10 protein-coding genes are annotated in these 14,140 nt (G+C 50.7%); 3 read left to right on the top strand and 7 right to left on the bottom strand.

Annotated elements, in window-relative coordinates; all coding sequences use genetic code 11:
• Nucleotides 1-272: 272 nt before the first annotated feature.
• Nucleotides 273-521, top strand: a complete 249-nt coding sequence (locus IPL32_10990) for a hypothetical protein (GenBank protein MBK8466346.1) — start codon at nucleotides 273-275, stop codon at nucleotides 519-521.
• A gap of 59 nt (nucleotides 522-580) precedes the next feature.
• On the opposite strand, the gene IPL32_10985 is transcribed toward IPL32_10990, so the two are convergent.
• Complete coding sequence (locus IPL32_10985) at nucleotides 581-2,416, bottom strand: hypothetical protein (protein ID MBK8466345.1); 1,836 nt, start codon at nucleotides 2,414-2,416, stop codon at nucleotides 581-583.
• A gap of 17 nt (nucleotides 2,417-2,433) precedes the next feature.
• A complete protein-coding gene (locus tag IPL32_10980) occupies nucleotides 2,434-3,297 on the bottom strand; it encodes a YitT family protein (protein ID MBK8466344.1) in 864 nt (287 codons plus the stop codon).
• A 97-nt stretch (nucleotides 3,298-3,394) separates the two neighbouring features.
• Between IPL32_10980 and IPL32_10975 the strand changes: the two genes are divergently transcribed.
• Entirely contained in the window at nucleotides 3,395-3,841 is a 447-nt protein-coding gene (locus tag IPL32_10975) for a GatB/YqeY domain-containing protein (GenBank protein MBK8466343.1), read from the top strand.
• Between the two features lie 72 nt (nucleotides 3,842-3,913).
• Here IPL32_10975 and dnaJ read toward each other — a convergent pair whose 3' ends face one another.
• From dnaJ to hrcA, 5 genes are all read right to left on the bottom strand, one after another.
• Nucleotides 3,914-5,014, bottom strand: a complete 1,101-nt coding sequence (dnaJ, locus tag IPL32_10970; GenBank protein ID MBK8466342.1) for a molecular chaperone DnaJ — start codon at nucleotides 5,012-5,014, stop codon at nucleotides 3,914-3,916.
• Nucleotides 5,015-5,236: 222 nt separating this feature from the next.
• Nucleotides 5,237-9,031 carry a hypothetical protein gene (locus IPL32_10965; protein MBK8466341.1) on the bottom strand — a complete coding sequence of 1,265 codons (3,795 nt, stop codon included), beginning with the start codon at nucleotides 9,029-9,031 and terminating at the stop codon, nucleotides 5,237-5,239.
• Nucleotides 9,032-9,350: 319 nt separating this feature from the next.
• Entirely contained in the window at nucleotides 9,351-11,156 is a 1,806-nt protein-coding gene (gene dnaK / locus IPL32_10960; protein ID MBK8466340.1) for a molecular chaperone DnaK, read from the bottom strand.
• A gap of 35 nt (nucleotides 11,157-11,191) precedes the next feature.
• On the bottom strand, nucleotides 11,192-12,100 hold the full coding sequence (locus IPL32_10955) for a nucleotide exchange factor GrpE (GenBank protein MBK8466339.1): 909 nt from the start codon (nucleotides 12,098-12,100) through the stop codon (nucleotides 11,192-11,194).
• Between the two features lie 25 nt (nucleotides 12,101-12,125).
• Nucleotides 12,126-13,247 carry a heat-inducible transcription repressor HrcA gene (gene hrcA / locus IPL32_10950; GenBank protein ID MBK8466338.1) on the bottom strand — a complete coding sequence of 374 codons (1,122 nt, stop codon included), beginning with the start codon at nucleotides 13,245-13,247 and terminating at the stop codon, nucleotides 12,126-12,128.
• A gap of 139 nt (nucleotides 13,248-13,386) precedes the next feature.
• On the opposite strand from hrcA, the gene IPL32_10945 reads away from it, so the two are divergent.
• On the top strand, nucleotides 13,387-14,124 hold the full coding sequence (locus tag IPL32_10945; GenBank protein MBK8466337.1) for a SprT-like domain-containing protein: 738 nt from the start codon (nucleotides 13,387-13,389) through the stop codon (nucleotides 14,122-14,124).
• Nucleotides 14,125-14,140 lie beyond the last annotated feature (16 nt).

The following is a 14,140-nucleotide window of genomic DNA, read 5'->3' as shown; positions in this document are numbered from 1 at the left end:
TAGATCAACCGGCAAATCTTGTGGTTTGCCGGTTTTTCTTTGTTTAACGCCATTTTGAGAAAAAAATCACAAGGCCGAAAAAAAAGTCGTGACAAGGTCATTTTTTTTTGTTAACATCTTGTTACAGTTAAGGCGATAGCACATATTATCTTTCAGCGAAATTGTGGCTGGAACCATAGCTTGTTTTTAATGAAACGCATTTTGTTTCGTGCGAATCTTGGATCATTCCTGCCCGGACAGGGCGGAAAATTTTGAAACAAGGAGAAGAAAAAGTGGCAGCAGCTAGACCTATGACTCTGCAAGATCGAGTCTTGCAGATCGACCATATTCAGGCACGCCGTTTCTCAAAACTGTCAGGAGACGCAGTGGAGATCGCAGCGGAGGGCATTATCAGACATCTCAGGGCCTGTGCCCGCATGGATGTTAATCCAGATGCCTCGGCAGTCAGAGAGATAATCGACGACGCTCTTAACGGCAGACGTGTATTTGCCGAAACCTCAAACGACCTTTTGGCCGCTTAAATTAGCTTTAATATTTTAATAGTAATACAAACTCGGCCGTCCTTCTGGACGGTCTTTTTTTATCGCAGTTTAAGCCTGTAAAAAACGTACTTTCCAAACGTCTCCCCCTCGTCACGGCTGTACCATTTGTCAATGTTATCGAAAATTGGCTGCGGTTCAGAGGGAGCAACCAAATAATCGAGCCGCACAACGTCAGGCCTAGAACCATCGAAATTTTGACAATACTCATCGAACACACGCATTTCTTCGTCGATCTCGCCGAATGTGAGCGGCTTGTAGGCTGAGTTCAACCTGTCAGTGTGCCTTCCCCAACCGAACAACGCGATCATCGAGACGAAATCCTCTCCGCGCTTCATCGCCTGTCCGATCTGATGTCCATTGATGCCCTGATAATATAGGAGCTGATAGTAGCGTTCTTTATTTTCCTGCCACGACGTCAGGCCGGAAAATACATGCTGATGCCGTGCCCACAGGACCGATTGCGGAGCGACCGTCGGCAGATCGTCTGCCTCAGCCATCCCCAGATGGAGAACCACCTTCGTATGCCGGTCAGGATCCTCTTTACCGATCTCCGTCAATCGCCGCGCGACCGGAAGAGCTTCGTCGCGTGCTACATTAACGTCATCAAGTATCCGCACCGTGTAATGGCACTCAACAAATCCCCAAGCCGCTGCTATTACCGCAACTGATGCAAATACAAACTTAGGAAAGGTGCTGTCTCGCTTATCGAAGTTGCTCCATATCAGCCCAAACGTCACAACGACCGCCAATCCCGCGACATAATTACCGATAAAAACCTGATAATGTATCGGCTGAAGCTCCTGGCCGGTAATTACCTGCTGATTGAACACTGCGACCTGCGTAAGTGCCAATGAGATCGCAAAAAGTGTCGAACGATCTTTTAACGCAAGTATTCTAAGCAAAATACCGACAGCAATAACCGCCAAGACACCAAAGCTGATAAGTTCCGGCACTCGCAGCAAGTCGGGCATGCGCGTTTGGACAAGTATCTGCACTTCGTCCATCGAACGCGAGCGGTTTACCAGCAAATAAGCATATGGAGCAAGAAAAACTATGCAGCCAAAGGCTAACCCTGCAAGCAGTTTGATATCTCGCGCAAAACCGGCTGGCCGCACCACAAGCCAGCACAACCCCAAACAAGTAAGCCACGCAACCGCCGTCGTCCACACATAAAAATACGAAAATACCGTATAACCAAAACACAGCGCCGAAAATAAGACAAGAAGAACGTGAGATGTTGAGATCTTTGATCTATGGCCTAATTCGCGACTTTCATGTCTTTCGTGGGCAAATATCTTCCACACCAACGCGACCAGCACAAAGAAAGCCGGAAATGCCATCGCCGGAACATATCGTCTAAAGCCCGGAAAATACGGATACGAATAACTCGTGCCAAGTATCTCGCCGATCGCTCCTTCACCGGCAAAAAGAGCACCGCCGCATAACACGACAAGGCTGCCCGCCATCGCATACAGCGAATCGCCCGTTATCATCCCGATCAGCCAAAAGATCGCCAGAGCTGTCAAAAATGCCGCCAAAGCACCCGCGATCGTAATCGCCCACGGCGTTCCAATGCCCAAAATGCGTGCTGGAATTGCGATGGAATAGGGAGCGACAAATTGTATCGAAAAAAGCGATTCCTGCTGCGGAGTTTCGGGCGAATCGTCACGGCCCGTATAAGGGTCATTCTTACGCGGCCGCCCGTCGATCAAGGCCTTCAAATACGAAGCGTACGCGACCTCGTCGATGTCATTGTAGGCATAATGCCCGTTCCAGTCGCCGCCGCGGTTATAAACCAGCTTCAACTGCGGATACAGCGAAAACACCGCCAAAAACAGCCCCGCAACAATGCCAAATCGCCAGCGTAGTTTCATAAGAAAAAAAGTGGACACTAATGCAAAATAGGCTTCTTGATCAGGCCGCCTTCAACGTCATTAAGTGAATGTGTTGTCACAAAAGCGTTCGGATCAATGTCCTTGACCGCTGATTTTATTGCTCCGATCTCAAGACGAGTTACGACACAGTACAGTATCGACTGGCTGGTGTCGTTCATACCGGTGCTGCCCATTCCGCCTTGTCCATGATAGACAGTCACGCCGCGTCCGAGCTTTCCGGTGATGACCTCCTTTATTTCCTGATTCTTGGGCGACACGATATTGATCGCGGTATATTCTTCGACGCCGTGCAACAGAAAGTCTATCGTCTTTGATGCCGTAGCATATGTCAGGATCGAATACATCGCCGATTCTACGCTCAGAAAAAATGCGGCAGCGAGGAATATAAATATGTTAAGGATCAGTATCACATCCCCGACACGCAGCAGATGGCTGTTGCGGCTGACGAGCAACGCGGCGATCTCAGTGCCGTCGAGTACTGCTCCTCCGCGAATCGCAAGTCCGATACCGGCTCCAATAAACAGACCTCCAAAGACAGCGGTCAAAAGCTTATCAGGCGTAACATCCGGAAAGGTCACCACAACCAGACAAAGCGCAAGTCCCGTGATCGCTAATGCGCTTTTGATCGCGAAGTTTATTCCAATATGTCGATAGCCAACTGCGATAAACGGCAGATTTATCAGCAAGATCAATATCCCCAACGGAATTCCGAGAACATTTGAAACCAGCATCGAAATACCCATAACTCCGCCGTCAATAAAATTGCTCGAAAGAAGAAAGCCGTTCACACCAAAGGCGGCGGAAAAAATCCCGAGGACTATCAGTAGGATATTTTTCGCTTTTGTGAGATCTGCCGACATATCTTAATAGGATAAACGGCGTGAGGCCCTAAACCAAAAGGCCTGTTTCATAACGGCAACTTGAGACTTGTCAAGAAGGACATTAGACTCAAATATTATGAGCTTGAAAGACACGATAATCGCCGACTTGACGGCGGCAATGAAGGCGAAGGACGCAGACAAACTCTCTGTTCTGCGAATGGTGAAGGCCAATCTGATGAACCGCCAGATCGACAAAGGCAGTGATCTCACCGACGAAGAGATAACAAAGGCTCTGCAAACGCTTGTTAAGCAGCGACGCGATTCGGTCGAGCAATACGAAAAGGGCGGACGTGCCGACCTTGCCGCCAAAGAACAAACCGAGATCGCCGTGATCGAAGCCTACCTGCCCCAAGGCGCGACTCAGGCTGAGGTCGATGCCGCAGTCGCAGCAGCGATCGCCGAAACCGGAGCTTCGACAATAAAGGAAATGGGCACGGTGATGAAAGCAACGATGGCAAACCTCGCAGGAAAATCTGCCGACGGCAAGATGGTCAGCGAAGCGGTTAAAGCAAAGCTTTCCTAATGCACAGTTCACAATGCAAAATGCACAATGAAGTATTTTCTTCATTGTGCATTTTGTATTGCAAACTGTGCATTAACCAAATATGTTGCGGACCTTATCGATCAGTGACTCGTCTGAAAAATCGACATCTTCGATCTCGGCAAGCTGTTCGAGCAGTTTACGTTGCTCTTTGGTGAGTGTTTTTGGCGTGACGAGTGTGACTGCGACAAAAAGATCTCCTTTTCCGCGTCCGCCGAGGTTCGGCATTCCGTGCCCTTTTATTCTGAAGATCGTTCCCGTCTGTGTACCTGCCGGAACTTTCAATTCTTCTTCGCCATCGAGCGTTCTTACTTTGATTTCCGCACCTAAGGCAGCCTGAGCAAACGTAATCGGAACAGCCGAATAAAGATCGGCTCCCTGACGTTCAAAATTATCGTTTGCGGCAACGTGCAAAACAATAAACAGATCGCCCGAAGGCCCGCCGTTCACGCCCGCTTCGCCTTCGCCCGTAACACGCAACCGCGAACCTGTCTCGACGCCTGCCGGTATCTTGATCTCGATCGTTTTTTCTTTTTCGACTCTGCCTTGCCCGCGGCATTTTTTGCAGGGCGATTTAATGACCCTGCCCTGACCCTGACAATTTGCGCAGGTGCGCATCACACTGAAAAAGCCCTGGCTGTAACGCGTCTGCCCGCTGCCTGCACAAGTGACACACGTCTCGGCCGTAGTCCCTTTTTCGGCTCCGCTGCCATCGCATTCGTCGCATTTTTCGAGACGCGGGATGCGGAGCTTCTCGTCCTTGCCCGTCGCAGCATCTTCGAGTGATATTTCAAGGTCGTAGCGAAGGTCCGAGCCGCGTTGAACCGTCGTTCGCCTTCGTCCCTGCTGGCCGAACATATCGCCGAATCCAAAAATATCGAAAATGTCCTCGATATTCGAAAATCCCGGATCAAAACCTGCACTTCCCGCTCCTACGCCTTGATGGCCGAAACGGTCATAAGCCGCGCGCTTCTGCGAGTCCGAAAGCACCGCATACGCCTCAGCAGCTTCCTTAAATTTATCTTCCGCTTGCGGATCGTCAGGATTTTTGTCGGGATGGTATTGCACCGCCAGCGACCTGTAAGCGCGCTTGATCTCGACCTCAGTAGCCGTCCGCGACACGCTTAAAACTTCGTAATAATCTCGTTTACTCATGCAAAAAGTCCAATGTACAAAATCTAAAGTCCAAAGTTATGGTTGCCTTTAACTTTGGACTTTAGACTTTGAACTTCTATTGTGCGACATTCGCCGAATTTTCTCAAGTGATTTGTTAGCTAACGGCTTAAAAGCCCACACATGCAAAAGCCCGCACGTAAATAAGGGCGATATACTCAACATCGAATGTATCGCCCCTACACATTTGCGACTCCACGAACTCTAAAACAGTTCGATCTTTCCGTCAGTTAGGAAGACACCCGACGCGCCTTCGTTGAACATTATCCGCTCAAACGATATCGGCGACACGGAACCAGATGCGCCAACTGTAGTAAATCTCAGATTCAGCAGAAGGCCGTTTTCTTCTATCGGATACGCTCCGTAAACAACAACCCTCAAAAGCCCCGGTTCCGTTGCATTTGTCACGACCGAAAGCCTGCGGCTGACTGTTCCATTCACATCAACCCCATCACCAACCGGCTGTATCACCGAAGGATCATACCTGAGATCAAATTCATAAGAGATCACGCCTTTGTTAGCAATACCTTCGACTGTCACGGGAACAACGATCTCTTTATCAACAGATCCAACAACCGAAGGTAATTCAACCGCAATACCCCTTTCCGGCCCGCTGCCTTCTACTTCTGCCAACTGCCTACCGTTAAAAGGCCTCGCCGCCGTCGGATTCCAGTTACCTGTGACCTCGCCGACAAGAATGCCGATGTAGTCCTGGCCCGTCTGAACACCTATCGGGTCGGCGTAACTTCGAGTCGTCGGTGATGCTCCGATCGGGAACGTCGGCTCTGTTAAGCTCGGAACGAAGAATCTCCACTGGCCTGCCAAACCTATTGGCGGCCCAAGCCCTGAAACAAACCTTGCGATCTGTGCCGCATCGGTTGAAGAGAGTGCTCCGTTGTTCGTCACGTCCGCCGCGATCCTCTGCCGGTCGTTGGTGATAAGCGAAACACCCGAAACATGCTGAGCGATCCTCGCCGCATCGGCTGACGAGACGCCGTTCTGCCCCGTTGTCTTAGTTACACCAATCGTATAGTTTCCTGTACCAAAACCTGTAAGCGTGTATTGCCCCGCAGTTCCGCCCGGCGCGTCAGTCACCGTCGTAACAAGGGGTGAACCAACCGTACTCGCTACCGTCGCATTAGAGATGAACTTCGTAGTCGGCGACGCCGGATTGCCGTACGTGACCGTTCCGCTGATCGAAGGCGTTTCACTTGGCGTTGGAGTGTTTGTCGGAGTGTCAGTCGGTGTATTTGTTGGAGTATCCGTCGGAGTCGATGTACTGGTCGCCGTAGGTGTCGCCGTGTCTGTCGGAGTACTTGTTGGTGTATCAGTTGGTGTTGATGTACTTGTAGCTGTATTCGTTGGTGTGTTCGTTGGTGTGTTCGTTGGTGTTGCTCCACCTAACGGTACGCCGTCAAACTCATCCGCGCCAAGGTCCGGAGCAGTCGCACCGCCGTTTGTTGAACCTGCCGGTCCTGGACGGCTTTGTCCGTCAAAGTCGGTCGCAAATCCAGATATAACCACTCCACCTGATTCGAGAGCGGTCGGAGTTAAGCCCATATTGAGATGCAGATCGGTCGCGCTGTTGACAAAATTGACCGCGATGCCCGAATAGCTTGCCGCATCGCCGCCCGAAGCCGTTTTCCAACCCGCAAATGTTTGATCGGTCGTCCAATAACCGATGGTCGCAGGATTACCGTTGAGCACGTTGTTATTGACCGGTCCCCAACCTGTGGCAACCGAACCGCCTGACGCGTTAATGTGATTGGCGATAGCATAATGCTTGCCGGTTCCACCTGTACGGTTATTGATAAATATATTATTTCGAACATCGACGACAGGTATTTTTGGACTGCCCGCCGAAAGGTCGCCTCGGTGAAATGCCGCGCTCGGAGCCGCTCCGGATGCCACAGTGCCTTCGATATCGACGCTATTAAAGTAGATATTGTCAGCCGGATCAGGAGTCGATCCATGGTTGGCCCAAATGCCGTAGATAGACGAATCTGTCGTCTGTCCCGTACCGAGCGAGATCATATTGTTGGCCACGGTCACTGTACCGTTGCCGTTGCGGATCAAGACGCCGGAGATAACGTTTGGAAGCGTAAGTGACGTCGTCGTACTTGCATTACTCAATCCCAAGATCCTATTGTTCGAGATCACATTGTTCGAGGCGGGAGAGCTAGATACTCCTGCATGCACGATTCCGGCGACTACGGTCCCGACAGTGCCAGCGTTCGTATTCGATATATTCGAGATCGTGTTGCCCGAGATGGTCGAGTTGATACCGGATAAAAACTGAATGCCTTGTGCGGACGAATTTGCGCTCGTTTGGCCTGAGAGGGCACTGCCTGTCGATAGGTTGGTTATCGTGTTGTTATTGATGGTCGCAACCTGCGCAGTCGGTGCCACGGTTCCGGTTTGAATACCGCGAACCCAGCCCGCTCCGGCTCCATATGTGGAAATATTACGAATAATGTTATTCGAATAGTTATAAACACTGGGAGGCACCGACTGGGCGATGCCGCCGCCAAAGGAACTGCCGGTTGTAACTCCCGGTGTGCCGGAACGAATATTGTCCGGCGTTGTATTTCCGATAGTGTTGCCCGTGATCGTCAGCAAAGCCGCTGCGCCCGAAACATTTATGCCAACTACACCGCCCGGAAATGTAGGACCGCTTGGATGCGCCGAAGTTAAGCTGCCAAAGGTATTGTTGCTGATCACCACCGTTCCGGTAGTTGCGCTGTTGATGCCCACAAGGCCTGCTGCAGTAGTGCCGGTTGGAATTGCCGTGAGTGAACCGGTGCCTGTGGTCGAACCAAAAGTATTGGGCGTGACATTTCCGATATTTACGTTGCCCGACGTGATATTAACGCCGCATAACGAGCCGAAGCCCGAGTTGACGCCCGGCGTTGTTAATGAAATAGAAGCAAAAGTGTTGCCCTGCACCGAGGCATCGGCCGCGAGATTGATCCCCACAAACCGTGTTGTGACTCCAACGCCACTCGACATCGTATAAACGCCCGTTCCGTTGGCGGCGGCAAAACCGATGACATTTCCCGTGATCGTGTATCCCGAACCGGACGTCACCGAGATCGCATTGTGAGTGCTGCCTGTCAGGTAAGTTCGGCTCGCGGTCTGGAAGAACCTGTTGTTATTTATCGTCCATCCTGAGGTGTTCGAGTTGGCATTGATGCCGTTCGAGGCACCGTTGGTGTTGAAATAGTCTGAAATGTTGTTTCCGCTGATCGTGTTGGAGTCGTTTTCAAAAGACGCGCTTCCCAGAGAGTAAATACAGTTGATAGGCAGATTGCCGCCGGCTGCGCCTATGTTGTTATTGCTGATCGTATTATTGTCATTTCCCGTCGTCGTCGCTGTCGCAAAGTAGATGACGCCAAATCCGGAGCTTAATGCCGCTCCCGTCGAGCCTGTGATAGTTGAATTCGTTATCGTATTGCCGGTCGCATCATTAACAAGGCGGATCGTGCTTGCGGAGACCTGTTGGGAAGTATTGGAGATAGTAAGGCTGTTACCGCTTGAGTTCAATCCGTTGATCGTGACATTGTCCGCTCCGTTAAGATCGATCAGATGTCCGGCAATGTCACCTGATATTAATATTGCTCCGCTAGGCTGGATCAAGATCGATGTGTAGGACGAGGCGCCGGCACCGCTGGCATTCAAGACAGCTGACGCTGTCTCACTGCTGTTAGTTGTGGCGGTAATCGTAATGACACCCTGATGCGTTCCAAGATTGATCGCGTCGAACGTTTCTTTTAGCGTAGAGTAAACTGCAGACAGCGTACCTGCAGTCGCAGTTACCAAGAATCCGCTACCAAATGCGCGAGGCTCTGTTTCGGCTGCCGTCATTTTCGAACTATAGAAGCCCGCTGTTTCATTTGAGGTAAATCCTCCACTCCATGGAGAGGCATTGCCTAAGACTGAAATTGCCAGAATGGCGAAAAGTGTAGTGATAGTACGAAGCGGTTGATTGCGGTTCAACATGATGAAGACGTCTCCCTTGGTTTGTAGGTATCCCTCTATTTCTTACCTGCGCTGGAATTTTACCTGCACGAAGCGGAACAATTGGTGAAAAAGTTAAATCTTGCGGAATATATCATTCTTTGCTGTTTGTAGCAAGAACTTCAAGGTTCCCTCGCAAGCACAGCAACACTTTTGTCGCCTTGTTTGGTAGACTTTTCGGACGAATTTAGAGCTGCGTTGATGAGAATTGAGGACAGAAAAAGCAAACCCGGCCAGAACCGTAAATGGAACTGACCGGGTAGGACTTTGCTAAAGGCCGCCTAGAAGGCGGAACTCTAAACTATGCCATCGCGAGCATCGCTGCCGTGATGCGGTTGGCAGCGCTTTCGACTTGGCTTAGTTGGATCTTGATCTCGTCGACGCTCTCGGATGATAGCTTTTCTTCAGCGTCGTTTAGAATGCCGTTGATCGCTTGCTGTTCTTCGAGGTCGAAAGATTTACCGACTTCGACCATTGCGCGTCGGGCATTTCTTATGAGCGTGTCGAGGCGGTTGCGTTCCACGATCAACTCCTTAACGCCTCTGTCTTTTTCGATCGAGGTTTCGGCGTCGATAATGAGACGTTCGATCTCGTCCGGGGCAAGTCCCGACGAAGGCGTAATTTGCAGCGCCTGTTCGAGGCCGGTCATCTTGTCCTTGGCGGAAACGCTGACGATGCCGTTAGCATCGATCTCGAACGAAACATCGACCTGCGGTACGCCTCGCGGTGCCGGCGGAATACCAACGAGCTCAAATTTTGCAAGCGAGCGATTGGCGGAAGCTATCTCGCGTTCGCCCTGGAGAATGTGGATCTCAACCGACTGCTGATTATCGACAACCGTCGTAAATGTCATCGTATTTTTCAGCGGGATCGTTGAGTTACGTGAAATCAATTTAACGAAAAGTCCGCCGCGAGTTTCCAGACCAAGGCTGAGCGGCAGCACGTCGAGAAGTACGATGTCCTTAACATCGCCGGTTAACACACCGCCCTGGATCGCAGCACCCATCGCCACAACTTCATCAGGATTGATCTCAGCAGACGGTTCTTTGCCAAAGACTTCGGTAACGGTACGTGCAATGATCGGCGAACGAGTCTGCCCGCCGACGAGGATGACCTTATCAACATCCGACGGCTGTAGCTTGGCATCCCAAAGCGCCTTTTGACACGGCTCGACCGATGATTCGACAAGGTCTTGTACCAACTGTTCGAATTTCTCACGGCTTAATGTCGAATTAATGTGCTTTGGACCGGACGCATCAGCCGCGATGAACGGTAGGCTAATATTGGTCTCGGGAACGCTCGAAAGTTCGCACTTTGCACGCTCGGCAGCTTCTTTAAGGCGCTGCAGCGCGAGGCGGTCTCCGCGAAGGTCGATGTTATTTTCAGCTTTGAAAGTCTCAACCAGCCAATCGATGATTCGGTGGTCAAAATCTTCTCCGCCAAGAAACGTGTTACCCGACGTCGACAGCACTTCAAAAACGCCGTCGTTTATCTCAAGTATCGAGATATCGAACGTACCACCGCCAAGATCGTAAACCGCAACTTTTTCGGTCTTGCTTTTACCAAAGCCATACGCGAGAGCCGCTGCTGTAGGCTCGTTGATGATGCGTTCGACCTCGAGGCCGGCGATCTTGCCCGCGTCACGGGTAGCCTGACGCTGCATATCATCAAAGTATGCCGGAACAGTGATAATGGCTTCAGAAATTTTGTCACCGAGAAATTCTTCGGCGGCGAGTTTCAGGCGTTGGAGCACGATCGCGGAAATTTCAGGCGGACTGTAAATGCGGTCCAGCACGCGGATATGAGCGTCGCCGTTTGGAGCCTTGACGATGTCGAACGGCACAGTCTCGCGCATCTTTTCGACCTCAGGCGAATCGAATTTACGACCGATCAGACGCTTTACGGCATAGAGCGTATTCGCAGCATTCGTGACGGCTTGACGCTTTGCGATCTGGCCGACGAGCCGCTCATCCTTATCAGTAAAACCGACAACGGACGGCGTCGTCCGGCCGCCTTCTTTGTTTGAGATGATCTGCACGGTTCCGCCTTCCAAAACGGAGACGCAGCAGTTTGTAGTGCCTAAGTCGATTCCAATTACTTTGCTCATATTGTTGAGTTCCTTTTAAGTACTAGCGGAGGGGTCTAAGATGATGCATCTTCGGCATCGGCGGGTGATTCTGCGGGAAGGATGTCGAACTGTTTGGGTTCGGGGTCGGCAACGGTACTTTCCTGCACTTCTTCTGTGGCTTTGCTTTTGCTTGTGACGGGCATCGGTGTGGCAGTTACTCTAACCATCGAATGGCGGATAACCAGATTTCCGATGCGGTAACCGCGCAGCATCTCGGCAGAGATGGTGTTCGGCGGCAGGTCGCTGTCGTTATCGGTTGCTACAGCTTCGTGAAAATTCGGATCGAAAGTTTCTCCAACGGTTGTGATCGGCTGCACGCCCATTCCCGAAAGGACATCATTTATCTGCTGATTGACTAATGCTATTCCATCAAAAAACTGGTTGAAATCGCCTCGTTTCTCGTCTGGCACGTCCTTGATCGAATCGAGCGCTCGATCGAGATTATCCAAAACGGGAAGTAATTGAGTAGCAAGGTTGCCGATCTGATTTATAACGGATCCGCGCCGTTCGCGGTCCATACGGTATTTATAGCTTTCAAAATCCTTCAGTCGGCGGTCGCTCTTTTCCTGGACGTCGTTACGCTCCATGCGAAGAGCAGTAAGCTTGTTATTTAAAGATGCGATCTCTTTTTCAAGTTCGAAGACGCGGGTTTTCATGCCCGCTGATTGAGCGCTGGCAATAGGCTCGCCCGAATTTCCCGTCACCGTCAGTTCCTGCTGCACAAATTCAGGAACGCTCGCCTCGTCAAAATCAGAGTCGGCGATCTCGATCTGGTAATCGGCCGTGATATGCAGATCCTTTTCCTTGGCTTCGAGTTCCATTAGAAACTCATCAACCGAAGGCGAAGAATCTCCATCGATCTCTTCGATTCCATCTTCCGGTTCCATTATTTCCGGGTCTTGTATTTCGCTTTCAGGATTCATTGGGTATGGGGAGAATGGGGCATTTTTAATTTGGCGAGATGTCTTTCGACATCATTTTTTCAAGCGTGCGGGCGACATAGCTGACTATCGAGATCATCCTTGCGTATTCGATCCGTGTCGGGCCGAGAACGCTTAAAGTGCCGACCGCCGTGCTGTTGCCGATCCTGTATGGAGCTGAGATCAGCGTGCAGTTTTGAAATGACGGCGTGCGGTTTTCGGTGCCGATGACGACCTGGACGTCGCCTTTGGCAGCCACATCGCGTTCAATGCATTCGGTGAGGATCTGCATCAACCGTGACTTTTCGCCTATCGTGTGCAGGAGTTCACGGAGGCGTTCGAGGTCGGCAAAGTCTCTCTTGGTGAGAATGTTCGCCGTGCCGTCCACGAAGACTTCGCCGTGCCGGTCATCTTCGTCCTCGATACTCTGAGAGCAAAGAATTACGGCCGTTTGAAGCAATTTGTCAAATAAGGCCTTTTCCTCGTGCATCAATCCCATGATTTCCGCACGTATCTCGGCCAAACTCTTTCCGGCAAATTCCGTGTTCAGGTAATTTGCTGTTCGTTCGAGTTCCTCCTTCGCAAAGGTCACGCTTGTCCGAATTATCTTGTTGTGAACAATATTCGGCGCCGAGACCAGAACGACGAGGATTCGATTGTCACTCAAGCTGACAAACTCGATATGCTGCAGGCGATCACTCGCTAGTGATGGCGATACCACGATGCCTACATTATTAGAAAGAGCTGATAACAAGTGAGAGGTACGTTCCATTAACCGGTCGGGTGTTTCCTGAGAATTCAAACCGTATTCTTCGCCGATGCGGAAAAGATCGTCGTTCGAGATACTCAAAACACCAAGCAGATTGTCAACGTAAAACCTATAGCCTTTATCAGTGGGAACTCGTCCGGCGGAAGTGTGAGGCTGCTCGAGCATCCCCAGTTCTTCCAGTTCACCCATCACGTTGCGGATCGTCGCCGAGCTCAAACCGGAAGCGTTGGCAAACTTGTCTGCAAGCACTTTCGAACCTACAGGCTCGCCCGTGACAAAGTGTTCGTTGATAATGGCCGTTAGGATTATCTGGCCGCGAGAATCGGGAAAGCCGGTTTTCTTCTCGCCGTCGCGGACAGATGTTGGGGTGATTTGATGCATACAGGCCTCTCGGCGTATGCTTTCCCATATAAAGAGATAGCATTTTGACCGATGTGGTGTCAATAAAAATCGTTTAAACTTGTTGTAAAAACATTTAGTTACTATTATTTGTGGGTCATCTGAGACCTAAAAGTCCTATATGGCCCAATCCGAAAAACTGACCGATCAGATCGCCGAACTTTATATCGAGGCCTTTCGGTGGTATCAACCAAGAACCAAACCCGCGCCGGTCCATGTTACATTTTACCCGTATATCGGCATAAATCATACAATTCGCTTGCGGAACGGCGAAATTTTTGTCCGCATTTGTGAGATATGCCGTGAAATGCCTCTTCCCTGCCAAAAAGGCCTAGCATATATTTTGGTCGGCAAGCTTTTGCGAAGAAAGATACCGGACGGTGCAAACGAGGTCTATAATGCGTACGTCAAATCGGACTTCATCAGCAACAAGGCCTCCGAAAACAAAAAGGAACATGGCCGAAAGGTCGTCACGACGTCGAAAGGCTCCGTCTATGATCTCGAGGAAATATTTGCAGCGGTGAATGCACGCTATTTCGGCAATGCACTTCCCAAACCGATGCTAACCTGGTCAGCCAAGAAGACATACCGCATCCTGGGTCATCATGACGCTACACACAATCACATAACGATCAGCGCGTCGCTCGATTCGCGTGAAACGCCACAATTCGTGGTCGAATACGTCGTCTTTCACGAAATGCTCCACATGGCACATCCGACAAAACACATAAACGGCCGCCGATATCACCACACGCCCGAATTCCGCCGCGACGAACAAAAATTTGCCCACTACGAAAAAGCCGAACGCTGGATCGAAGGAAATGTGCGCCGACTAAAGCGGAATGCCAAAAAGAGATGACCTATTGCCAACGTCG

Origin of the sequence: Chloracidobacterium sp. (assembly GCA_016711345.1) — a bacterium.
Lineage (GTDB): Bacteria > Acidobacteriota > Blastocatellia > Pyrinomonadales > Pyrinomonadaceae > OLB17.
This window is presented reverse-complemented; position numbering and strand designations above follow the sequence as displayed.

Excerpts from the sequence above, each read along its gene's own strand:
- IPL32_10965 (MBK8466341.1), bottom strand. The coding sequence starts at position 9,031 with ATGTTGAACCGCAATCAACCGCTTCGTACTATCACTACACTTTTCGCC.
- hrcA (MBK8466338.1), bottom strand. The coding sequence starts at position 13,247 with ATGCATCAAATCACCCCAACATCTGTCCGCGACGGCGAGAAGAAAACC.
- IPL32_10945 (MBK8466337.1), top strand. The coding sequence starts at position 13,387 with ATGGCCCAATCCGAAAAACTGACCGATCAGATCGCCGAACTTTATATC.
- IPL32_10985 (MBK8466345.1), bottom strand. The coding sequence starts at position 2,416 with ATGAAACTACGCTGGCGATTTGGCATTGTTGCGGGGCTGTTTTTGGCG.
- dnaJ (MBK8466342.1), bottom strand. The coding sequence starts at position 5,014 with ATGAGTAAACGAGATTATTACGAAGTTTTAAGCGTGTCGCGGACGGCT.
- IPL32_10955 (MBK8466339.1), bottom strand. The coding sequence starts at position 12,100 with ATGAATCCTGAAAGCGAAATACAAGACCCGGAAATAATGGAACCGGAA.
- IPL32_10980 (MBK8466344.1), bottom strand. The coding sequence starts at position 3,297 with ATGTCGGCAGATCTCACAAAAGCGAAAAATATCCTACTGATAGTCCTC.
- IPL32_10975 (MBK8466343.1), top strand. The coding sequence starts at position 3,395 with ATGAGCTTGAAAGACACGATAATCGCCGACTTGACGGCGGCAATGAAG.
- dnaK (MBK8466340.1), bottom strand. The coding sequence starts at position 11,156 with ATGAGCAAAGTAATTGGAATCGACTTAGGCACTACAAACTGCTGCGTC.